The following is a 23670-nucleotide window of genomic DNA, read 5'->3' on the forward strand; positions in this document are numbered from 1 at the left end:
AGATGAAAAATTATAAAAAAACCTTGCTGGCTACGATGGTGCTTGCAACTATGCCGCTTTTTGCCGCGACCAGCAGTGCCCCAATCAAAGTCACAACATTTGCAGATGAAGATGGTGAAAATAGTAATGCCTGTTCATTACGGGAGGCACTTAAAACAGCTGCAGAAAGAAAGCCCTACGGTGGCTGTCAGGTAACAGATACTTCTCCGGCAACCCTGAAATCGATTCAATTGGAAGCCGGTACCTATACCCTTGACCGAGAATTAACACCTACGGTTGATGTTGTGATCTCGGGTAAAAGCCCTGTTGACTGGGAAAAGCGAAATGTCATTAACAATGATTATCCTGCGCAGACTGCACTCCAGACAACGATAGATGCAAAAAATTCCGGCCGTATTTTCAATACGACCGGCAATAACAGTGCGCTTAGCCTGAATGATGTTGTTTTAAGCAATGCCAGTAGCTCTGATCGAGGGGGAGCAATCTATGCGGGAGGCAATGTTAGCTTAAATAATACACATATTATAAATGCCCGGGCAGCAGTGGGTGGTGGGGCTATATTTCTGGCTGGCCCGTCTTCTTCGTTAAGTATTACTGGTAGCTTATTGAAAAATAACAAAGCGCCTTTGGGTAGCTTGCTGGCAATGAGCTGTATCAATGACAACGTATATTCTAAAAGGAATATCGAGATTATCAGAAGCGCACTGATTGCCAATGGTGCAGAAAACTCTGGCAGTATGCTGGATTTTTGTGGTGAGCCGACAGTATCTCTGAACACGAACACGATTGCTCAAAATAGCGCGAATTTGACAAATGGAAGCCTGATTAAATTTACAGGTGATACTCAAGCAGGAAGTGCACCTGCCAATAGCTCCAGTATTCTAAGCAACGCCAGTTCTATCAGCTTGCTCAGTAATACCATTGTTGAGAATAATGCTTACTCGGCTTTTCTATACGATAAACTGGGGCTTAAAACTTTAAGTTTTAATGTGCTTGCCTACAATAATAGTGGCTACTCTTGCCGTTATTTATTGGGTGATGTCACTGACCAGAAAGATGTAAATATTGTTCCTTTGTATAACGCACTTTCTTTAACAGGCAATAGTAAATGTGACCTGCCTGCACAGGTGTTACCAGAGAAGCATAGCAATATTGATGTTGGTAATATCAGTATCCGGACATTGTTAACTCCATTGCAGCCTGCAACCGAATTTAGTCAATATTTGCCTTTGTACTATCCTGTAAACAATAGAACCGCAACGGACCTGGTCGATACCGGAGTGACCGGCTGTAGCACTACAGATCAAAGAGATATAGCGCGTATTACAGATGGAACGTTGTATTATGAGCCAGAAACACGCAATACCTGTGATATCGGCTCGGTTGAGCTGATGAAGCTTACCGCGGGAGATATTACAGATATCTCGAATATCTCACTGACGACACTACTTGGAAATTATAAGAATCAGTTAGATTTCTTTAATGATCTGGTCAAGCAGCCAAACAATCCTGATTTCTTAACCTATTACAAGGTACGTGCCCAAGAATATAAAAAATTATATGACACAACCAAGGCAAATCTAAAATATCGAGCGATTTATATCGATCTGAAGAAGTATCAGTTACCTTTGCCGCAAGAAATTGAACAGAATGATGGAAGTCATAAATTGCAGTTCTTTAATAAAGAGAACTATAACGTGATTACGGAACCATTAGGGATTGGGCAAATCAGTGATGATGTAGCAAATATTAATACGAATGATAAAAAGAACCTGGTCTGTACGTGGAATGAAGATCTGGAACAAATTATTTTTTACCGTAAAGACGACAGTATCACTCAGGCTGGTGATAAGGTTTTCTGTAAATACACAGTTCAATCCAAAGCTGACCCATCGATTAAGTCTTCTGGACTGATTCGTGCAGCATTTGTCAATATTGCTCCGGAAGCAAAAGATACTTCAGTGACATTGAAATATCAGAAAAAGGAAAAAGTCGCCCTTAATCTTCTAAGCTTTGCCAATGATTATGGCGATATGGGAGAAGGGGGAACAGGGCCTGAGAGTAATCCTGCCAAGTCCCAGTTCTGGAAAAATGCAGAAGGGGTTGAGTTGCCGATCCGTCTGTCCAATGTTCCAAGCAGTAATATTAGTGTGACCGCTGACCGTCAGGGGGCTTGTCCTGAACCGGATCAACAGCAAATCTGTTATGGTGGCAACATTTATGTTCAGGAAGTCAATATCTTTAACCCGTTCAACTATTCTTTTAATTATCAGGTTTATGATGCAGAAGGCCTAATTTCAAATACGGCAACGGTCAAGATCATCAGTACAGGTACGACCTCCGATGACACTCGTAAAGCTGGTGGAGGGGGAGGTAGCTCAAACCTATTCTCGTTACTGGGTTTATTGGGCTTATTGGCGTATCGCCGTTTTAAAAAGTAAATACCGAAATATAAATAGCGCCGGACTGGCGCTATTTTTTTTATATTCAAATAAAAAAATCAGTGTTCAGCATATTTGCTTAGGTATTCTTCCCGAATCGTTACGCGTTCTTCTGTATTGGCATGTTGCATGCGTTTGCGTAAGGTATTACGTTCCTGAGTACTCATCTTTTGCCATACATCACGCATTTTTTGTTTTTCATCTTCGGGCAGCTGGGTAAACCACTCCATTCTCTGCTGGAGTTGCGAGCTTTGTGTCGTCGGAATTTCCTTTAAAGACTGATAGCGTTGAATTAAAACGCGCTGTTCTTCTGGTGTTAAATCATCCCATGCTTCTTCAGTTGTTGGCTTATTCGGTTTGGAAAAAATCCAGAAACGTTCAGAACCGGCAAAACTTGTTTGCAATAAGCCAAGGGTACACACAACAAGTGCTAATTTTTTAGCTGCCATGTGGAACTTTATCCTCACCTAAAACCAATAACATTTCCATATCCTCAACCATTTGCGGGGAAAGCTTTGGATTGACCACCACCTGATTTTGCTGCTTGTCGACCAGCTGGAGTGAGCTAGGCAATACAACAATGCCCATAATGGCTGCTGCTACAGCAAAACCGGTCATTTTCCAGATACTGTAATAAGAGGTAGGTTTCTTTTGAACCGTATCTAGAACATGATTCATCACCCGCATTTTATTGTGGTGTTGCTCTTTTGCAAGTTGATCAAGTCTGGAAGTCACTTGTTTAGCGAACTCATCTCTTTTCATCTGATGATCCTCCCGTATGTGGATTTAAGTGCTCTAAGGCAATTCTGAGTCCCTGAATTGCACGGTGATAATGTGTTTTGACACTACCTTCACTACAATCCATAATTTGCGCTGTCGTCATCGTATCAAAACCTTCCCAGGCCCTTAACATGAACGCTTGTTGTTGACGCACAGGTAATTGATTGATTGCAGCCTGAATTTCTTCCATTGTGACTTCCTGGTCAAGGAACTCAAACGGATTTGGAGTAGATTCATCTACAACATCAATAATTTCCTCGTCATCATCTAAACTGATCTTTTTAAATAATGAGAATGGGCTTGCCCGACGGGCTTCCTTTCTTCTCCAGTCCTGGAGCTTATTGTTCAATATGGTATAGAACAGGGGATACCACTCATCGGTACTTTTGTCTGCATAGGATTTATGCAATGAGATAAAGGCTTCCTGAACCAGATCCATTGCAATGCCTTGTTGCCCCTGTGTTGCACTTTCCATCATCACAAGCGCACGACCAGTCACGTCTTGCATAAAAAAACGCAGACGTTGTTCAACTGTACTGCGGTCAGTACCGTTTTCTGTTCGAGCCTGTTTAGGTGCTAAATCCATAGAGATGGAAAATCCTGTCATGGATACCCACCATTATTTCAATTCATTAGTCATATAACGTTGAAAATGGTGAGTGCGTTGACAACTTAAGCAATTATTTTTAGTAGTGTAATTGATTTTCCCAGTAAAAAAATCGTATTTAAAATAAAATAACGTTTTACTGACGTTGGCGCACCATTTCAAAAAAGCAGATCGAGCCTGCAATGGCTACATTCAGGGATTCCTGACCACCGGGTTGCGGAATGGTCACAGCCTGTGCATGTTCCAGCGCATAATCACTCGCACCCTGACCTTCATTCCCCAGAATCCATACGCATGCTTGGGTCAGGTCTTTACTATATAAGCTGGTTGAGCGGTGTGAACTGGTAACGAATACGGGAATCTGGAATTTGGGAAGAACATCGCTGAGCTGAAAGTTTTCAAAACAGGTCAGGCTAAAGTGTGCACCCATACCTGCGCGTAACACGCGTGGAGACCATAATGATGCCGAGCCCTGGGTACAAATGATCTGTTTAATATTTGCTGCAGCGGCAGAACGTAGCAAGGTACCGACGTTTCCTGGATCTTGCACATTTTCAAGAATCAGGGTGTCAGCCTGATAGTCTATTGTGACTGCGCTTTTTGGGAGGTCAATAATGGCCAAACAAGGCAGGGTCGTGCCCAAAGTACTTAAATCTTTATAGAGCACTTCGCTAATGACAAAAATATGTCCTTGGTGCAATTCAGTGATTTGTTGCAATTCAGGATGATTAAGCGCCTGTTCGGTGGTAAAGAGCGAAAAGATTTTTTTCTGCTGCTGTAACCAGGCCAGACAAAGATGGGTACCTTCCAGAACCGTTTGCTGATGTTTTTTTCGGGCGCTGTTCAGCTCGATCAGCCCACGCAAATGTTTAATCTTTGCATTGTCTTTTGATTCTAGAAAAATAACGGCCATAAGATAAACATCCAAAAGGGCATTATAAATTTATGATAATGCCCTGATTATAAAAATTAATTAGTGATAGCTGGTCACGCGTTCAACTTCATTTTTTGAACCGATAATCACAGGAACACGTTGATGCAGTTCAGTCGGCTGGATCTCGAGAATACGGACACGACCTGTTGTCGACGCACCGCCGGCCTGTTCAATCAGCATGCTCATCGGATTCGCTTCATACATCAGGCGTAAACGACCTGCTTTTTTAGGGTCTTTCAAGTCATATGGATAAAGGAAGATACCGCCACGGCATAAGATACGGTGAATGTCACCCACCATACATGCCACCCAGCGCATATTGAAGTCTTTTTCACGGACTGAAGTTTTACCCGCAAGTAACTCATCAATATAACGTTTTACCGGATTTTCCCAATGACGCTGGTTGGATGCATTGATGGCAAATTCTTGAGTATCGGCTGAAACCTGAACTTTTTCAGATGTTAACAAGAAGCTTTGTGATGTCGGGTCAAAGGTAAAGAACGCTACACCTGCGCCTACTGTCAGAGCCAACATGGTAGAAGGGCCATAAAGTACATAACCCGCAGCAACCTGCTCTGTACCTGCCTGCATAAAATCAGCCGCCTGAGTGATGGCATTTTTTGCTGGAAGGATAGAGAAAATAGTACCTACACACATATTGATGTCGATATTGCTTGAACCGTCTAACGGGTCAAATAACACCAGATATTTGCCATTTTCCTGAGCTGGTGTAAAGTCATCCAGTTCTTCTGAAGCCAAGCCGCCTACTTGCGGATGTACTTTTAAGGCATCAATCAGGTAGTCGTTAGAAATGACATCTAGTTTTTTTTGTGTTTCACCCTGAACATTTTCGTTGCCAGCGCTGCCCAAAATACCGGCTAAAGCACCTTTTTGTAAGGCTTGATCAATGGTCTGGCAAGTGGCTGCAATTGTTTCGATGACTTGTGCCAGCTCTGGAGTCAAATTCCCATTTTGTTGTTCTAGGTATTGGGTCAAAGTAAGGTTTGACATATTGAATAGCTCCGCTTTAGCCGTGTCAAAAATTGATAAAAAAGAATGTGGCTATTCTAGATGAGATCGCCTGAAAATAAAAATTATCTTACTTTATTTATGTTGCTTTTATGATTACAACTGCATCATTACATGATATGTTGGGTGGATACTAGACAGGATGTTTGGAGATGAAGATGTCAACCAAGAGTTTTGAGGCAACGCCCACGCCAAGCGAACCCATTAGTTTAGAAACGATTTCTAAAGAAAATGTGCAAGAGGCCTGGAAAGAGTATGAGGCAAAGCCTGAGTATAAAGAGTTTAACAAGCACGATCTGATTGAGTCGATGCAGCCGAAGTCAGATGCAGATGCACACTCTAAACTCTGATCTCGCATAAAAAAATGCTCACCATAGGTGAGCATTTTTTTATGTATTGCCGTTTCAGCATTATTTTAATAATGGCGGCACAGCTTCATAATTAATTTCTACACGACGGTTCTCTTTCCATGCTGCTTCATCATGGCCCGCATTAACAGGAGATTCCTTGCCATAGCTGACAGCTTCCAGCTGTTGCGGATTTACGCCATTGGTAATCAGGAAGCTTTCAACTGCTTTGGCACGACGTTCGCCCAGTGCCATGTTGTATTCACGTGTACCACGCTCATCGGTATGACCTGTCAGGGCGACACGAGAGTTGGCGTTGGCAACTAAAAATTGAGCATGTGCCTGAAGGGTCTGGTAGTCTTCGTTAGACAGATCACTACTGTCATAGTTAAAGTGAACAACACGTTTTGCCAGGAAGGCTTTATTGGCAGCTGTCACGCCTTTTGAAGATGCGCCAGCCAGATTTTGGGCATTTAAAGCCGCATCTTCACTTAAGCCTTCCGTACTTACAGTAGCTGAACCATTTGGCGTGTTGCCTGCAGTAATTTCGGCCGCAGGCTTACGGCTGGCACATCCCGTAAAAACGAGAGTGGCAGCAATCAATGGAAGCGTTAGATATTTAATGTTCATATAATTCTCCAATACATTAAACTTATTTTGGTGCCCAAGCTGGTTCACGAACTTCACCCTGTTCACTTGGTAAATTCATGCGGAACCGGCCGTCAGTAGACATGACCGACAATAAACCGCGATTACCTTCACGTGTGGCATAAACAACCATTTGGCCATTTGGCGAGAAGCTTGGCGATTCATCTAAACTGGTTGGCGTGAGAATGTTGGTAATCCCGGTGTTGATATCCTGGATGGCAACTTTGTAACTGCTGCCACTTGGGCGATGTACGAGCGCGATTTTCTTACCATCTGCACTTAATGTACCGCGGGCATTGAATGCTCCTTTAAAGGTCAGGCGCTTAACCGAGCTGTCATCAAAGCTATAGCGATAGATTTGTGGTGAACCGCCGCGATCCGAGGTAAAGATGAATGATTTGCCATCTGGTGCGTAACGTGCTTCAGTGTCAATAGCCGAGTCATTGGTCATGCGCTGAACCTGACGAGTGCTCAAGTCCATTTGATAGACTTCCGGGTTGCCATGCATAGAGGCAGTAAACAGCATTGATTTGCCATCTGGTGAAAAGCTTGGTGCGCCATTTAATCCGCGGAAGCTGGCCAAGACTTCACGTTGGCCTGTTGCTAAATCTTGCAGATAAATTGCAGGTCGTTTGGTTTCAAACGAAACGTAAGCAATTTTCTTGGCATCAGGTGTCCATGCCGGGGAAAGGATCGGGTCACGTGATGACAATACTGTTTTAGGCTGTTCACCATCTGTATCCGCAATTTGCAGGGTATAACGCTGGGCAGGGGTTGCCTGATTACGGAGTACATAGGCAATACGGCCACTAAAGTCGCCTGCAATACCGGTTAATGCCTGATAAATGGTATCACTGATCAGGTGTCCTGCCTGACGTACGCGTGAGCGTGGTACTGTCAGGACTTCATTGAGTAGGTATTGCTGTTTTTGTACATCGTACAACTGGTAGTGAATTTCAAACGTGTTGGCATCAACAGCTTTCATTTGACCAACGACAACATAAGGCACGCCAGCAGTTTGCCAGTCACTTGCCTGAACCTGGTTCAGGCTTGCAGTTGCTGGCAGGTTTTGTGATGCACTGGTAAAACGTCCTGAACGGTTTAAGTCACTTTCCACAATTGGATAGATCGCATTGTCATTGGCAAATGGGATGATTGCGATTTTGGGTGCCTGTTCAGGGGCTTTGGCAATTTCAAGATGTAATTGAGCAAAGGTTGCTGTTGGAACAACTGTGCCAATTGCAGCGAAAACTGCCAGAGAGATGAGATGCTTACGAGTCTTGTCCATAGTTACAATTACTTGCGTCGTATTTTTGTGGCTGTTGATTATTTAACATAGTTACAGGCTTTGTGCTATTAAAAGCCTGTAACGTTAACTATTCATTACTATTTTGCAGTAAAACTTGAGGTAAAGCTTCTTGCCTCACGTCGTGCTACAGGATCATCAGGCATTGGATAAGGCGCAGCAGCGCGAACAGCTGCCTCTACGCTTGCTTTTACATCTGGATCACTGGCTGAAACAACAACAGATAGGACAGCACCGCTATCGCTGAGGGTTACACGTGCACTAGCACGTTGTCCTGAAGAACCAGCTGGCATATTCCATGCACGATAGATTTTTTGTTCAAAATCCCGTTTGGCAGTTGAAGCTACACGTTTGGCATCTGCTTTTTTCTGGGCCGCTTCTTGTTCCGCTTTTTTGGCAGCGGCAGCTTTAGCATCCGCCTCAGCTTCTGCTTTTCGTTTCGCCTCTGCATCTGCTTTAGCTTTGGCATCCGCTTCGGCCTTGCGTTTGGCCTCTGCATTGGCTTTAGCCTTGGCATCTGCTTCAGCCTTACGTTTCACGTCTGCATCTGCTTTAGCTTTGGCATCTGCTTCGGCCTTCCGTTTCGCTTCTGCATTGGCCTTAGCCTTGGCATCTGCTTCAGCCTTACGTTTTGCATCCGCGTCCGCTTTAGCTTTGGCATCTGCCTCGGCTTTGCGTTTCGCCTCTGCATTGGCTTTAGCTTTGGCATCTGCCTCGGCCTTACGTTTTGCTTCTGCTTCCGCTTTAGCTCTGGCGTCTGCTTCGGCTCTACGTTTTGCCTCTGCGTCCGCTTTACGTTTTGCCTCCGCTTCGGCTTTGCGTTTCGCTTCTTGCTGAGCTTGAAGCTTGGCATTTTCAGCCGCTTTTTGCTGTTTTAGCTTGGCATCTTGCTCTGCTTTTTGACGTGCCTTGGCATCGGCTTCAGCTTTTGCATTCTGCTCAGCTCTGCGTCTGGCATCCGCTTCACTTTTCGCCTTTGCATCGGCTTCATTTTTAGCTTTTACTTCAGCCTGACGTTTTGCTTCAGCATCTGCACGTTGTTTTTGTGCTTGTGCCTCTGCGAGTTTGCGTTGTTGTTCAACTTGTTTGGCACGGGCAGCTTCATCGGCCTGTCGTTTTTGTTCAGCCAGTTTTGCTTGCTGTGCCTGTTCTGCCTTTTGCTTTTGGGCTGCAAGTTGTTGTGCAGTAGGGGGTGGAGGGGCGACAGGAATAGTTTCAGTTAAGGTTGGATCGACATTTGGGCTGACCACTTCCGGTGCCTGTTTGTCAGCAGTCACTTGCTGTTCAGGATGCTGTAACGATGGGGGTAAATCTTCTGGCTTCACCAAAATAGTGGTGAGTTTTTTAGGCTCTTCTGGTGGTTTGCTCAAGCCTAAAAACAGTAAGCCAACAATAGCGATTGCATGCACACCGAGTGTGAAACCCAGCGCAATCGCATTTTGCTTAAAAGGTGGCTCTTGAAATTTTTTCATAGCTTATTTTAACGGCTCGGTCAGTAAGCCAACTTGAGTTAGGCCGGCTTCTTGTAGACTCGCCATGAGTGAAACCACTTCACCATAAGGACGAGATTTATCACCATTCACCAGAACAGTCAGCTGTTTATTATCTTGCTCGGCTTGTGTTTGAGCTTCACTCAAAAGCGTTTCAAGCTGTTCCAATGATAAAGGTTCACTGCCTTTGTGTTCTTGATACTGCAAAAAGATATTACCGTCTTTGCCAATTGTAACCATTGCTGGCATATCTTTTGATTCGATAGGGTGATTGTTAGCTTGTGGCAAATCCACCTTAATGCCACTGGTGATCATGGGTGCAGTGACCATGAAAATAACCAGTAGTACCAGCATGACATCGATATAAGGAACGACGTTCATATCACTTTTCAGTGGTTTTTTGATGCGTTCAAAACGTCCAGATCGTTGAATCGCCATTATGCATCTTCCTGTGTCGTTCCAATTGCCTGACGCTGTAATAGGGCGACCATTTCCTCTGCAAACAGGGCGCGATCTGAATAAATAGATTCACCTTTTGCAGTAAAGTGGTTAAACGCAAGTACAGCCGGAATTGCAGCAAATAAGCCGATAGCTGTTGCAATCAGCGCCTCTGCGATGCCTGGAGCAACGGTTGCCAAAGTCACCTGATCTACTGCAGCCAGCCCGATGAAGGCATTCATAATGCCCCAGACCGTACCAAATAAACCAATATAAGGTGCAACAGAACCAATGCTGGCAAGCGCACCTAAACCTTGTTCCAGACCAGCTTGATCACGACTTAAACCGACACGCAGAATACGTTCAGTACCTTCGATGGTCTGGTTGGTATCTGCTTTACGTTTTTGTAATTTGAAAAACTCGCCTAAGCCTTGGTAGAACACATCTTCCAGACCACGGCGTTTAGAGTTGAGTTGAGCATTGTTGTAGAGGGTGTTTAATTCGGCACCTGACCAGAACATCTTTTGAAAATGCTCATCATCTTGACCTGCTTTTTTGAAGCCCATATGTAATTTGGCAATCAGGTACCAGCTATAAATTGAAGCAAGTAACAAGATCAGCATGACCAGCTGTACCACAGGACTTGCTTGCAAAATAAGGTCGGAGATGTGTAGAGAAGATTCTAAATTAGTTGCCATAAGTTACTGTGCCGAAAGTTTATTTTAGTCCTGTGCCAATTCTTTTTGAATCAGGTCACGAATTTCATCAGGAAGCCGGCGTGGCATTAGCTCTTTGTTTAAACATGCCAACACGACCTCACCTGAAGCCAGCAAGATTTCACCACGATAAATATTTTGTTGCAACACAAATGATGCTGCTTTACACGAAATAACACGTGCTGTAACGGTAATTAAATCATCCATTAATATTGGACGTACATATTTGACAGCAATCTGGTGTACCACAAAGCTGTAATCTTTTTGGTGCCAGTAATGATCCACACCTGCGGCACGTAACCATTCTGTCCGTGCCCGTTCCATAAAGCGGATATGGTTGGCATGGTAGACAATGCCGCCGGCATCGGTGTCTTCAATGTAAACACGAATATTGAACTCAAAATGATTAGCCATGTGTTTTACCTATTTCCATGTTCAGTAAGCTGCAATCAGGGAATGATATGGTCTGAACAGAAAGATGGAAATAGTAATAAATAACATATTGTTGAGTCGGGCAAAAAAATAAGCCCTGCAATGCGGGCTTATGAACATGAATCTGTTTACAGGAGTTCATCCCATTCTTGTACCAGGGTTTGTACCAGTTTTCCGTCTGCATACGTATTGATTAATGCTTTGGCATCGGTTGTCTGGCGGATCGAGATCGTATTTTTCTGGTTGTAAAGATCGGTAATTTCAACATTTGCTGAATGAGGTTTGAAATTATAAAGGTCATCGGCTGAGGTGAAATTAAAATTTGAGGCAAAGTTTACTGAAAAAACTTGGCCATTGGATTCTCCATTCATTTTACCTTTAGCAAAATCTTCGATACGTCCGGTAGATTTATAATAATTTGAGAGAAGCTGATAATTATATAGGGTATATAAATAATGATTTCTATCCCCATATTTTTCGATAAACTTAAGTGTAGAATGATCAGTTTCATAGCTTTCACTTATCAGGTTATTCGCCGGTGACGTAGCAATATGAGTTATTTTGCCATTAAAAACGATTGAGTTTTCGGCCAGCTCAATATTTATTTCCGATAGATTCAGGTCATTTTTCTGGAGGCTGCTGGTGCTATTGTCAGTGGACTGGATAGTGCCGGAAACTGTTCCCGGGAACTGGCTTCCTTGTGATGAAGCCTTGAAGTTTTTACAATGGTCGAGTGTAACACTCTTGTTGCTATTGAGTTTTACCGTTCCTGTTTCACACGAAAAATCTGCGCTATTTACACTATTATAAATACCCTGTGTAAGCATCCCTATAAAAAATAAGATATTGTCCGATTCAGTGGAGAGGTTTACTACTGCTTCGCTAATGGTTTCTGTCGTTTCTGGCTTATTATAATCGAGTTTTTCTTTACCATTAAAACTGGTCTGGCTATCACTGCCACCACCGCAAGCTGTTAATAATAATGCCCCTGAACATATAAAAGAAGTGAATAATCTGTTTGTCATTTCTTGCCCCTTTATCTAAATATTGAGTGGTTAAAATATATTTTTTTATTTTAACCGGGCGAGTATAACAGGAATTTTTATTTAGAATATCGTGCTTTAATTTTTATTGATAAACGAACATGAGAGTAAATACCAATGGCTACGGTATTTACTCTGTGCCGGATTTATTCTGGCGGTGTCATACCAAACTGCAAATAGGCCATATTGGTAGCAATACGCCCACGTGCCGTACGCATTACATAACCTTGCTGAATTAAATATGGCTCAATCACGTCTTCAAGTGTTCCGCTGTCTTCTGCCATCGCTGCGGCTAAAGCTTCAACACCGGTTGGTCGTCCTTCAAAGCGTTCCAGCAACATACTCAGATAACGACGATCAAGTGTATCTAAACCGGCTTTATCCACATTGAGCATATCCAGCGCACGTTGTGCCATCTCCTGGGTGACTTCACCGGTACCTTTGACTTGGGCATAGTCGCGAACCCGGCGTAATAAACGGTTGGCAATACGGGGGGTACCACGAGAGCGACGGGCAATTTCGGTTGAACCTTCATGGGTAATCGGTACGTCCATCAAATTGGCAGAACGTGTCACGATGTGCGTCAGGTCTTCAACCGAATAGAACTCTAAGCGTTGCACAATCCCAAAACGGTCACGCAGGGGCGAGGTCAATAAACCTGCCCGTGTTGTGGCTGCAACAAGGGTAAAGGGGGGCAGGTCGAGCTTGATTGAGCGGGCCGCAGGGCCTTCACCGATCATGATATCCAGCTGATAATCTTCCATCGCCGGATACAGAATTTCTTCAATTACAGGGGAGAGGCGATGAATCTCGTCAATAAACAGCACATCACCTTCTTCCAGATTGGTCAGCATGGCAGCCAAATCGCCAGCACGTTCCAGTACCGGGCCTGAAGTCGACTTTAAATTACCGCCCATTTCACGCGCGATAATATTCGCCAAGGTCGTTTTACCCAAGCCCGGCGGGCCAAAAATCAGGGTATGGTCGAGTGCCTCGCCACGACCGCGCGCGGCACCAATGAAGATTTCCATTTGCTCACGGACAACCGGCTGGCCGATGTAGTCTGCCAGTGAAGTCGGGCGAATGGCGCGGTCAAAATGATCTTCAGGCTTTTCTGTTCCGCTAATAAGACGATCTTGCATATATCTATTACTTCATCATGGATTTAAGCGCAGCACGGATAATATCGGCTGACTCGGTAAAGTCTGCCTTGACGGCAGCAACGGCTTTTTGTGCTTCAGCCGGCTTATAACCGAGAGATTGTAATGCGGCTTCGGCTTCGGCAACAGGTGAGTTGGACATAAACTGGATTTGCGTTGCTACAGCATTGCTTGAGCCACCTGCAGGATGGGCCAATGCTTTAAAGCGGTCACGTAATTCAATCATTAGACGTTCAGCTGTTTTCTTGCCTACACCCGGGACTTTCACCAGGGTATTGACATCATCATGTTCAATGCTATGGATTAGCAGTTCCACACTCAAGGTTGAGAGAATACCGAGTGCCATTTTAGGCCCTACACCATTCACTTTGAGAAGTGTGCGGAAAATGGTTTTTTCCTGAGCATCGCTAAAACCATACAGTTGCTGCGCATCTTCACGGACCACCAAATGCGTCCATAATGTGACTTTTTGTCCTTTTTGTAATTGGCAAAATGTCGAAAGTGGTGTATCGACTTCATAACCAACACCATTTACATTGAGTAATACGGTTGGGGCTTCCAGGGCAAACACTTCGCCAATCAAACATCCGATCATTGAATCTTTCACTTTTTTGTTAATGGTTGAATAGTAGTAGCCATTTGTTCTAAACGCAAAATGGCTTTCAGGATTTCTTTGCGATTTCGTGCGGATTTTATCCAGGCAGGCAATCGGCTTAAGTAAGTTTTATTCTTATTTGTATAGGTTCTCTGTCTTAGCTCAGCAGAGATGTAAGCTTTCAAATCATTTAACTGTTCCGTGTTATATACGAAAACAAGACCATGCCTTGTTGCTGTGGTGAGATACAGCCGATAGCCAAAGAAAGGATCTTTATTGATTTCAAACCCGGATTTTCTCGGAGTTTTATAGGTCAATAACGGATAAGGAGAATCATACACTTGCTCTTTTTGGCAGAAACTGCAATTCAGCTTTATAAAAGGGGGAAGAGTGCCGGGCCGAGCATAAGATTGGGAAAAGTAAAATTTCCCGCGTTTACAAGTGCAGGTCTGATTAATTTCTACATTGATCTCGTCAAAATAGCCTAAGTTGTTTTGTTGCTGCTGATCTTGATCAAAAGCTTTACAACACGATAAACAGCTAAAAATAATATTTTTTTTAGGCTGATGAGGTAAGTCTTGCTGAAAGACCTGAGCTTTGCTCTGGCAAAATGGGCATACCACTAAAACAGGGGCATGGGTAAAACTACCCCAGGTCTGACCTTCATCAACAAATCGCTTCATTAGAAAAAGCCTATTTTATTTCCTTGCAACTCCTGCGCCAGGCTATAGGCTTGATGGTCAGAAAACTTACTAATAATATCGAGAACTTGCATAATATTATTGTAATGGTTGTTCTGAAAATTTGCGCCCGAATGTTGCAAAATCGACATTAACCGCTGTTCTTTAAAACTGAGTGTCTTGTGTGGCATGGTTAAGGGAACAAAAGCATCCAGAATAGTCTGTAAACTTTGATGTGCAATAATCTCCAGCCCCGATTTTTGTGGGTGCTCAAAAATGCGGTCCCGGGCCAGGTTCTTGGCGGTTTGGATACCGGCTTCAATATCGGGTGAGCAATATTGTAGAAGATTACCCTTGAGCTGGCCGGTTAGAATTTCAAAGTGGTGCTTGGCAAAGGCAGTGGTGACTTCATCCACCAGCCGTTTCATGACACGGCCACGTAGAGCCGCAATTTTTTGCTGCCAGGTAGTATGTGGTAAATGCAGTTCTTCAGGGTAACCATAATCGGCAATGAGATTTAGAAAAATCGGCTCCACTTCGGCATAGTTCAACATGTTGAGAATAATGCCATCTTCCAGATCAATCAGTGCATAACAAATATCATCAGCAGCTTCCAGCAAATAGGTCAGGGGATGACGGCAATAATGATATTCACCCAGTTGAATCAGGCCGAGCTGTTCTGCCAGTTGTTTTAAAATTTCCTTTTCAGATTGGTAGCAACCGAATTTTGCCCGTTGATGAGACGGCCTGTCACCTTGCTCTTCAATGGTTTTGGATAACCAGGGATATTTTAAATACGCACCCAGCGTGGCACAGGTCAGGCGCATTCCGCCATCATCCGGGTGATAATCAATCCGGCTAAGTAGGCGAAGTCCCTGGGCATTGCCCTCGAACTGACGTACGTCGGCTTCTTCTTCTGCTGTCAGTTTGGTGAGGAAGTCCCGGTGTGAGGCATCATCAAACCATTCGCGAATAGCATATTCACCGGCATGGCCAAAAGGAGGATTGCCAATATCATGGGCCAGACAGGCTGCCTGAATAATGGCACCCACATCGGCAGGAGAAATCCATACCGGTAATTCGTCCCTGATTTTTTCTGCTGCCAGCATTCCTAGCGAGCGTCCAATGCAGGAAACTTCCAGTGAGTGGGTTAAACGGGTATGAATGCCGTCGTGCTGGGTCAGTGGGTGAACCTGGGTTTTTCTGTTAAGTTGGCGAAAGCTTTGGGAAAATATAATTCGGTCATAATCTTTATGGAATGGGCTTCGGGCCAATTCGGTACTGCTTTTTTTACTACCTAGACGAATTGCAGACAGCAACTCTAACCAACGCATTTGTTCCATTTATCATTATTCACTATGAATTCAGTTTCATCATGCCAAAAAAAAGATGAAAGCACTAGAGCAGGGCGACATAAATTGTCTTGCTGCTTGTTTCAGGCGTTTAAGGTTATTGAATTGGTTGCAGTGTTGCAAAATAACAAGCTTACAAGTAGCAGGCTTGGAGCGGAATGCCCTAACAATAGCTCAGGTGAAAGATCTGACTTATTCATATATTGAATAACAAGCTATAAATAAGTCAGAGCGAAGTCATTTAATTGAGCTTAAAAAAATCTGGAGAAGAACCCGGGTTTTTTCCATGACTTTTTGTATTCGGCGGCTATAGGGGTATGGTCGCTAAATGACAGGATGTGATCCAGATGTTGGTGCGCCTGTTTGATCTGACCGCTGTTGTAGTATGCTTCAGCTTCGAGCAGATAGGTTTTTTCCATGATGTCATCATAGTCCCATGCTTGCTCTTCATAAATTGTTCGGGACTGTTCAGCCAGCTGATGTACCATTGCAAAATCACCTAGCTTGAGAAAGCTTTGTATGAGGTATTGGTTGAGCGTCGGAAAATTATCCGGATCAAATTCCTGCTCTATTCTGGCTGCATGGTGTTGATAAAACTGGATCGCTTGCTCATGTTGTTCAAGTAAGCAGTGACTTTTTATGAGCAGATAAATCGCTTTGTCCCAGTCTTGTGGTGCGATCATAAAATTGCGCTTTACCTCTAAATAGCGATAAGCATATTGGTTTACCTTTTCATAATCCTCTAATTCATTATAGACCTGCATTAACACATAATAAGGCTGTGAGGCTAATGGATAACGTGCAGTGACACTTTCATAATAGTCTTTGCGAATCAATGCATCCTGATTTTCATACAGTTCATAAATTAGCCTCTCTACTGCGCCCTCTGCAACATGAAGATTACGATAGTCTTGATCATTCATGTGCTGTGTTTTGGCATAATGATCATAGAGCCGGAATAATACTTTTTCGGCCTCTTGCTGAATATTGTTGAGTCGGCCCAATTTTGCCTTACAGACCACCTGCTCAGCTACTCGAACCTGATGTTCAATAAACGGCACACAGCTTTCATCATATTTTTCAAAATATTCTGTTAAGGCCTGTTCCATCTGCGGGTAATCTTCAGAATATTGATAAGCCCAGATCCGGTTAAAATGTAACTCCATAAATTCAGAATACTGTAACCCTTCTGTTGCAATCTGTGCTGCCTGATCATAGTGTTCCGTATTCAGCAACTGAATGGCATAGTTGTTACAGCACATGGCAAAAACGTGATAGTCCCCGTAGAAATCGCTCTGATACTGATTATGCTCAAAATATTGTTTAAAGGCGTGATAAGACTGACGGTAAACTTCACAATTTAAGTGGTGAAAGTAAGTCGTCGTTTCCTCATCGAACTGATAATTCTCCTGATAAAAATCGTTCAGACTCACCCCTGTAGCATACAGGTCTCTGGGGAGGGCCTTGCTGAATACAGGTACTTCCAGATGGATCGGTTGTTGAGCCAGATATTTCGATTTCACCCATCTACGCCAGGTCACTACATCCGGTTCTAAGACCTGAGCTTTTTCCAGATAAGTTAATGCTTGCTGATATTGTTCGTTTTCATACAGATAAGTTCCAGCAAAATGGAAGGCTGCAGCTTCATCCGGATATTTTTCAATGGTGCTTAGACAGCGTTGATAGTAGGAGGATTTGGTTTTATTGAGTTGTTCATAATAGTTTCGCTCAATAATAATCTGGTAATAGCGCACTTCAGGGTGGTCATAACCGTTTTTAATCAGCTCTTCAAAGCGCTGATACCAGCGGACTAATCCGGCCGGAACTTCGGGTTGGTAATTTAATCCTTTGATCAGTTTTAATAATATTTTTTGTGCCAATGTAATGTTTTGATGCTCATACGCAATTTCCGCCAAATGCAAATACTCGGTTTCATCTTCAACAGACAGCAGATCAATACCATTTTCGATGTGCGTGATTAAGTCAGGATGTTGTTGCGATGCTAAAAAATACACTTTATCGAGCCAGAGCTGGGAAACCATGATATCGCGTAGTTCACGGTTATGGGCATACTGCTGTTGATACAGTTCGGTATATTCGGCATGATATTTCAAGAAGTCATTTACCTGCTGCTGTTGCTTGGCAAGTAGCAGATAAAAACGCAGGGCAGCTTCCTTTTCATTTTCCTGCTGATAAAGTTGCGCGATCAGTTGTTTATATTCTTGTGTATTTTCATGATTAAGCAGTGAAAGATGTGCAGGGTTTTGCTCTAGAGATGCTTCATGCTCAAACAGATATTCAAGCAAAGTCCTGATGACAGCGGTGTCATTATTCTGGTTAATAATTTTTTTGAGGTCGGGGAGAATGGTGTCTTTTAAGGCCTGACGGGTCTGTTCATGCCCTTGCAATGAAGCTTGCTGATAATGGGCCTGTGACAGCAGATAGCGTATATCAAGGTCGTTGGGATGGTCTGTTAAATATTCTTTAGCGGCTTCAATGCATTGTTGAATTTTATTTTGTTCAAATAGCTGTTCAATAATCTGCTTATTCATTTAAGTACTCTAGCTTAATCTCTGTTGTTATGAAGACAGGTCTGTATTATATCGTGTTTCTGGCCTGTTATGATAAAGGTAAACAGCAAGGCAGAAGAATTAAAAGTACCCGGTCAGACGTCCGTTAGTTTATATACAAGACATGGCAGGACGCACTTGATGTGGAGGGGGGCGGCCGTATAAGGCAAAGAAACAGCACACTGGCAGGTCTGCTGTTTCTGGTCGTAAAAGAATGGTGATCAATAACGCAGGGGGAGCTGGTTTAAAACTGGCCCCGAACATTCACTGTCCGGAGCCTTATTTGGATTTACCAGTGGATATTGACGCGTCTATTCGGTGCTAAACAGTCAATCAACTGACTACGGTGTTGTTGGGTAGAACATTGCCGATAGGCATCTGTTTGGCTGTTTGCCTGAATCTGGATGCGGTTGGCTTCAATTCCTTCATTGATTAACAGGCGGGCAACGGTATTTGCACGTTGTGCAGATAGTTCATGGTTATAGGGAGTTTTGCCCAATGGATCGGTAAAGCCTGCCACAATGATGGGATTTGCTGAATCACTCTGCTTAATTTGTTGGGCGATTTTTGAGATGGCGGTTTGCCCCTGTTCAATGGCATTTGCATCGGAACGGTCGAATGTAAAGAGAACATTGGCTGAATTGATCGGGTTTTGTTGGGCTTGTTTTTGAGGAGCAGCGGGCAGGGCGCCACACTCTTCACCTTTCCAGGAAAGATGTTCGGCTATATAGTTTTTATCAAAATCAACTCGTAACTGGCATCTTAAATAGTCCTGGCTATCCGGTTTGCGGATATCGAGCACGTAATTCCATGTTTTAACAAAAAATACGCCCTCGCTAAACTGAGGGTTGCCCAGTAAATGCCGGATCTGGTCTTTATTCAAACCTACATTCAAACGTGCGACATCATCCACTTCATAACGTTTCACCTGTTTCAGGTAACTTTTTTCAACTTTGGGAAAACTAACCTCTTCTTGCTGAACTGGAGTGGCGTTATCTGCAAATGCATGTGTTACCGCGCCAGAAACAATTGCAAACATTGAAGCTATTATTATCATTTTCATATTGCTTACTCTCTTGGTTTCTTAAAGATAGGAGAGGCAATGCTCTCCTGAATCATCGGTCATTAATCGATAACACCGCTAATACCTACGCGTACGCTCGGATCACCATGGGAGGCGGCTGCGATACCTCCTGTCAATGACCAGCGGCCATTGTCGGCCGTTTTACGAAGGGTAATACCGACGGCGCTCTCGCTGCTATGATAGGCAGCACCCACAGCATAGGTATATTTACCTGCAATATATGGCGCATTCTCCAAAGCCATAGCCGCTGCAATACCCGCATTCGCTTTTTTCTCTACATCGTCAATACGTTGATTGGTTGAATAAAAAGCCTGTTCAAGCCGGTTACTGACATTGTCGATTTTATTATTTAAGGTCTGATCTGATTTATTTAAGGCATCAATTGCATTGCCAACATTTTTATAGTCTTTGCCATCAACCTTATAGGTCGGGTTGGTGAAGCTATTGGTGATATTGTCATAACCGGCTCCACCGCCTAAGAACTCAACGATTTTATTATTGGTGACATTGAGTTGTGAGCCATTAATTGCATCTTTGGAGTTGGGGCCAATACTACCATTTGCGACATTGGTAATTTTCTGGTTTCCAGCATTGATGCCATTTTCATTAATCTTGACCTGGCCGACATTGACCGATTGGCTGGAGACACTATTAAAACTAACGTCTTTGGCTGTTGCAACCTCATAAACATCTTGCCCATTGGCACCAGGACCTTTATTGATTACTGTAATATTATTTCCTGCAGTAACTTCGGTTCTGGCTGCTTTTGCATCATTCCTGATGGAATGAATTGCACCATCAATTGTATCTGAACCTGTTCCACCTACGTTATTTGTACTGATAGTACCGTCAGGATTGACAATGGTATTGCCACCAATACTATTTTTGATGCTATTTGAAATATTACTGATCTGGCTACCATTCACGGCATCTTTTGAATCCGGTGCAATGCTTCCATTGGCCACATGGGTAATTTTCTTATCGGCGGCATCTATGCCGTCTTTGGTAACACTTGGACCATCCTTGATGGTTAATCCGTTGTTATTTAGGACACTGTCTCCCGTCTGGACACTATCTAGCACCAGATCCTTATTGGTAGATACTTCATAGTTGCTGCTACCATCAGGATTAACAGTTTGTTTAACGCTGATATTACTGCCTTGAGAGACAGTGGTTTTTGCTTTGACTGCATCGGTCTTGACCGAGCGGATAGCATCATCAATGTTATTTGCGCCTGTACCTCCAATATTACTGGTTGTAATACTTCCATCAGGATTTACAGTGGTATTGCCACCAATACTATTTTTGATACTTTCGGAAATGTTGTGAATTTGAGCACCGTTCACAGCATCTTTTGAGTTTTGGGCAATTGTTCCATTGGCCACATTGATAATTTTTTTATTACCTGCATCAATCCCGTTACTGGTGATACTTGGGCCATTGATAATGGTCAAGCCCGTATTATCTAGCTTGCTATTGCCGATGTTTAAGCTGCCAGTCGGGCCCAGATCCAGATTTGGATTCAGTTTAACCTGTATGCCTTCAGCGCCAGCCTCGGTTGTAATATTGTTGTCTCCTGTAACAGACACGGTATCGCCCAGTTTCTTGATACCTGTGGTGCCACTATCTCCATTAAAGGTCAGGCCTTTGCTTTGCAGGTCATTGCTGGCATCCACACCTTTTTTAATGTCGTCTTTGGTGCTTTGGGCCAGGTCAATCTGGTAGTCGGTATTATTATTGCTGTCTTTGGCGCCTTTGCTTACCTGTAGCGCCGGGGCAGCGGAAACGCTGGCACTGTCGGCATTGACTGTGTAAATATCGTTGCCACTGACAGGGTCGGTTGCTTTGCCAATATTGACATTTGTACCATTTTGCAGCGCAGTTTTGGCTGCAGCAGCAGCTTTTTGTACATCACCAATATTGGCAGCATTGGTTAGAGTATTACCACCACTCGATACATTACTGATCACTTTATTGCCTGCATCAATTCCATTACTGGTGATACTTGGGCCATTGATAATGGTCAAGCCCGTATTATCTAGCTTGCTATTGCCGATGTTTAAGCTGCCAGTCGGGCCCAGATCCAGATTTGGATTCAGTTTAACCTGTATGCCTTCAGCGCCAGCCTCGGTTGTAATATTATTGTCTCCTGTAACAGACACGGTATCGCCCAGTTTCTTGATACCTGTAGTACCACTATCTCCATTAAAGGTCAGGCCTTTGCTTTGCAGGTCATTGCTGGCATCCACACCTTTTTTAATGTCGTCTTTGGTGCTTTGGGCCAGGTCAATCTGGTAGTCGGTATTATTATTGCTGTCTTTGGTGCCTTTGCTTACCTGTAGCGCCGGGGCAGCAGAAACACTGGCACTGTCGGCATTGACTGTGTAAATATCGTTGCCATTCACCGGATCTGTAGTTTTCACGACATTGGTATTTGTACCGGCAACGACATTGGTTTTGACAGCTTTTAAGGCGTCATCAATCGTATTTTTACCTGTTCCACCCAGGTTGCTCGGAGGGGTGTAGGTATTTGTGACTGGATCATAATGACTATTGCCTCCCAGTACATTGCTTAAATTATTGTTTACATCATCATAAGCTCTATCTAGTTGGGCCACAGTGACAGCATCGGAGAGTGCCGAACCATCGGCAACATTTTGAATACGACGTTCTTGCCCAACATCCCCAATAGACAAGACGCCTGTAGGTGGAGCCTGATTGGTGAGGAAAGCATTGCCTGTTGCTGTTGTTGATTTAGATTGCTGGCCGATGGAAATACTATTCTCGGCATTGGCCTGAGCACCCTGACCAATTGCAATGCCTCCTTCAACAGCTGTCTGGGCCTGATCCCCAATAACTACCGCATTATCTTGATTGGCTTTGGAACCTGTACCTATAGAGACCGATTTGTCACCTGTAGACTCTGAAAAGGCACCAATTGCCAAAGCATTTTGCTTGGTTGCAATGGCGCCACCGCCAAATGCGATAGAATCTTTGCCTGTAGCCTTTGTTGCCATGTTAGGCTGATAGGCCGCACCTGCTTGCCCGGCAACCGGATCTGCATTGTCAATATCAGGGGAGCCAATGGCAATCGCACGATAACCTTCAGCAGTTGCTGAGTGGCCGATTGCTAACGAGCCTTTGCCTGTTGCTGCAGCTACATTTCCGATGGCTTGAGAATAATCGCCTATGGCTGCGGACTGCCGGCCAATTGCCAAAGCTGTGTTCCCGCTAGACAAGGCTGCTGTACCTAAAGAGATTCCGGCAACCCCTTGAGTTGTTGCATAAGAGCCAATTGCAGTACCGAGCGGGCTCTCGGTTCTTGCACCGGTGCCCAGGCTGATCGAGCCGCCTTGCTTCGGCTGGAGCGGATTTGCAAAGGCACCTGTCGAGTTGTTATAAGGGTTTTGACGATTGGCAATCAAGATATTGGCAGAGGTGGTTTGCAAGGTTGTCGCCGAACAGCCGATTGCAATATCTTTGGCATTGGCCGTGTTGGCACCGCCGTCCTGGCAGTTGGTCTGGGTGCTTCCAGAAATAGCAGTGCCATTGCCTGTACCCCCATCGATTCCTGTCGCAGCCCATACCGAGGGCGAGAATCCTGTAATGAGCGTTATAATGACCGTTGATAAGGTTAATTTTTTTGATGTAGTCCGTGTTTTAGCTTTAGCAATTTCTGAAACTGCTACCCATGCACCCAAAGATGCGTTCCATACAACTTTATAGAATTTATTCATAGTGTGTTCTCAGCAACAAAGTACGGATCAGAACAAGAAATTAGTCAGGTAATTTTTGTTCTTGTTTTTTTAAATATATTTTTTTCATCTTTAACATAGCGCTGTGTTTGTGTGATGTAAATCACACATTTATTTGTTTTGTTGATTTGATTTGCGATAAAACTATTGTGTTTAATAAAAAAAGATTGATGCAAAAATAAATAGTTGTGCTGAGTAGGCTGGATTAATGACGATAAAAAAAAGTGGACAATTCTTATTAATCGAACGTTACAGCTCAATTT

21 protein-coding genes are annotated in these 23670 nt (G+C 43.7%); 2 read left to right on the top strand and 19 right to left on the bottom strand.

What is annotated here, in order from left to right:
* Positions 1 to 2: 2 nt before the first annotated feature.
* The gene (locus OC23_RS13295; RefSeq protein ID WP_038345358.1) at positions 3 to 2441 is read left to right on the top strand and encodes a CSLREA domain-containing protein; all 2439 of its coding nucleotides are present in this window, start codon (positions 3 to 5) and stop codon (positions 2439 to 2441) included.
* Positions 2442 to 2500: 59 nt separating this feature from the next.
* Here OC23_RS13295 and OC23_RS13300 read toward each other — a convergent pair whose 3' ends face one another.
* The 5 genes from OC23_RS13300 to OC23_RS13320 form a co-directional block, all read right to left on the bottom strand.
* The gene (locus OC23_RS13300) at positions 2501 to 2890 is read right to left on the bottom strand and encodes a DUF3106 domain-containing protein (protein WP_038345359.1); all 390 of its coding nucleotides are present in this window, start codon (positions 2888 to 2890) and stop codon (positions 2501 to 2503) included.
* Positions 2880 to 3203 (bottom strand): hypothetical protein, encoded by a 324-nt coding sequence (locus tag OC23_RS13305; RefSeq protein WP_038345360.1) that lies wholly within the window; start codon positions 3201 to 3203, stop codon positions 2880 to 2882. The genes OC23_RS13300 and OC23_RS13305 overlap by 11 nt, the downstream gene beginning before the upstream one ends.
* A complete protein-coding gene (locus OC23_RS13310; RefSeq protein WP_004771436.1) occupies positions 3190 to 3807 on the bottom strand; it encodes an RNA polymerase sigma factor in 618 nt (205 codons plus the stop codon). Before OC23_RS13310 ends, OC23_RS13305 begins: the two co-directional genes overlap by 14 nt.
* Positions 3808 to 3964: 157 nt before the next feature.
* On the bottom strand, positions 3965 to 4741 hold the full coding sequence (locus tag OC23_RS13315; protein WP_038345361.1) for a TrmH family RNA methyltransferase: 777 nt from the start codon (positions 4739 to 4741) through the stop codon (positions 3965 to 3967).
* A 60-nt stretch (positions 4742 to 4801) separates the two neighbouring features.
* Positions 4802 to 5773 (bottom strand): class 1 fructose-bisphosphatase, encoded by a 972-nt coding sequence (locus OC23_RS13320; RefSeq protein ID WP_038345362.1) that lies wholly within the window; start codon positions 5771 to 5773, stop codon positions 4802 to 4804.
* A gap of 176 nt (positions 5774 to 5949) precedes the next feature.
* Between OC23_RS13320 and OC23_RS13325 the strand changes: the two genes are divergently transcribed.
* Entirely contained in the window at positions 5950 to 6141 is a 192-nt protein-coding gene (locus tag OC23_RS13325; RefSeq protein ID WP_038345363.1) for an NF038105 family protein, read from the top strand.
* A 60-nt stretch (positions 6142 to 6201) separates the two neighbouring features.
* Here OC23_RS13325 and pal read toward each other — a convergent pair whose 3' ends face one another.
* From pal to OC23_RS13395, 14 genes are all read right to left on the bottom strand, one after another.
* On the bottom strand, positions 6202 to 6768 hold the full coding sequence (gene pal, locus OC23_RS13330) for a peptidoglycan-associated lipoprotein Pal (RefSeq protein ID WP_038345364.1): 567 nt from the start codon (positions 6766 to 6768) through the stop codon (positions 6202 to 6204).
* Positions 6769 to 6790: 22 nt separating this feature from the next.
* On the bottom strand, positions 6791 to 8074 hold the full coding sequence (tolB, locus tag OC23_RS13335) for a Tol-Pal system beta propeller repeat protein TolB (protein ID WP_038345365.1): 1284 nt from the start codon (positions 8072 to 8074) through the stop codon (positions 6791 to 6793).
* Positions 8075 to 8172: 98 nt separating this feature from the next.
* On the bottom strand, positions 8173 to 9564 hold the full coding sequence (gene tolA / locus OC23_RS13340) for a cell envelope integrity protein TolA (RefSeq protein ID WP_038345366.1): 1392 nt from the start codon (positions 9562 to 9564) through the stop codon (positions 8173 to 8175).
* A 3-nt stretch (positions 9565 to 9567) separates the two neighbouring features.
* The gene (gene tolR / locus OC23_RS13345) at positions 9568 to 10020 is read right to left on the bottom strand and encodes a protein TolR (protein WP_038345367.1); all 453 of its coding nucleotides are present in this window, start codon (positions 10018 to 10020) and stop codon (positions 9568 to 9570) included.
* The gene (gene tolQ / locus OC23_RS13350) at positions 10020 to 10718 is read right to left on the bottom strand and encodes a protein TolQ (RefSeq protein WP_038345368.1); all 699 of its coding nucleotides are present in this window, start codon (positions 10716 to 10718) and stop codon (positions 10020 to 10022) included. Before tolQ ends, tolR begins: the two co-directional genes overlap by 1 nt.
* Before the next feature lie 24 nt (positions 10719 to 10742).
* Positions 10743 to 11150 carry a tol-pal system-associated acyl-CoA thioesterase gene (gene ybgC / locus OC23_RS13355; protein WP_004805671.1) on the bottom strand — a complete coding sequence of 136 codons (408 nt, stop codon included), beginning with the start codon at positions 11148 to 11150 and terminating at the stop codon, positions 10743 to 10745.
* 146 nt (positions 11151 to 11296) lie between these two features.
* Entirely contained in the window at positions 11297 to 12193 is an 897-nt protein-coding gene (locus tag OC23_RS13360; RefSeq protein ID WP_038345369.1) for a hypothetical protein, read from the bottom strand.
* Between the two features lie 164 nt (positions 12194 to 12357).
* The gene (gene ruvB, locus OC23_RS13365) at positions 12358 to 13353 is read right to left on the bottom strand and encodes a Holliday junction branch migration DNA helicase RuvB (protein ID WP_038345370.1); all 996 of its coding nucleotides are present in this window, start codon (positions 13351 to 13353) and stop codon (positions 12358 to 12360) included.
* A gap of 7 nt (positions 13354 to 13360) precedes the next feature.
* Positions 13361 to 13966 carry a Holliday junction branch migration protein RuvA gene (ruvA, locus tag OC23_RS13370; protein WP_038345371.1) on the bottom strand — a complete coding sequence of 202 codons (606 nt, stop codon included), beginning with the start codon at positions 13964 to 13966 and terminating at the stop codon, positions 13361 to 13363.
* A gap of 8 nt (positions 13967 to 13974) precedes the next feature.
* Complete coding sequence (locus OC23_RS13375) at positions 13975 to 14649, bottom strand: hypothetical protein (protein ID WP_038345373.1); 675 nt, start codon at positions 14647 to 14649, stop codon at positions 13975 to 13977.
* Positions 14649 to 15989, bottom strand: a complete 1341-nt coding sequence (locus tag OC23_RS13380; RefSeq protein WP_038345374.1) for a deoxyguanosinetriphosphate triphosphohydrolase — start codon at positions 15987 to 15989, stop codon at positions 14649 to 14651. The genes OC23_RS13375 and OC23_RS13380 overlap by 1 nt, the downstream gene beginning before the upstream one ends.
* 260 nt (positions 15990 to 16249) lie before the next feature.
* Positions 16250 to 18550, bottom strand: coding sequence for a hypothetical protein (locus tag OC23_RS13385; protein WP_038345375.1), 2301 nt, complete (start codon positions 18548 to 18550; stop codon positions 16250 to 16252).
* A gap of 307 nt (positions 18551 to 18857) precedes the next feature.
* Positions 18858 to 19607: a trimeric autotransporter adhesin/peptidogylcan-associated protein TpgA gene (tpgA, locus tag OC23_RS13390; protein ID WP_413772405.1), complete on the bottom strand. Its 750-nt coding sequence runs from the start codon at positions 19605 to 19607 to the stop codon at positions 18858 to 18860.
* A gap of 86 nt (positions 19608 to 19693) precedes the next feature.
* Positions 19694 to 23389 carry an ESPR-type extended signal peptide-containing protein gene (locus tag OC23_RS13395; protein WP_038345378.1) on the bottom strand — a complete coding sequence of 1232 codons (3696 nt, stop codon included), beginning with the start codon at positions 23387 to 23389 and terminating at the stop codon, positions 19694 to 19696.
* Between the last annotated feature and the right edge of the window lie 281 nt (positions 23390 to 23670).

The organism is Acinetobacter sp. A47 (genome assembly GCF_000805455.1).
Classification (GTDB): Bacteria; Pseudomonadota; Gammaproteobacteria; order Pseudomonadales; family Moraxellaceae; genus Acinetobacter.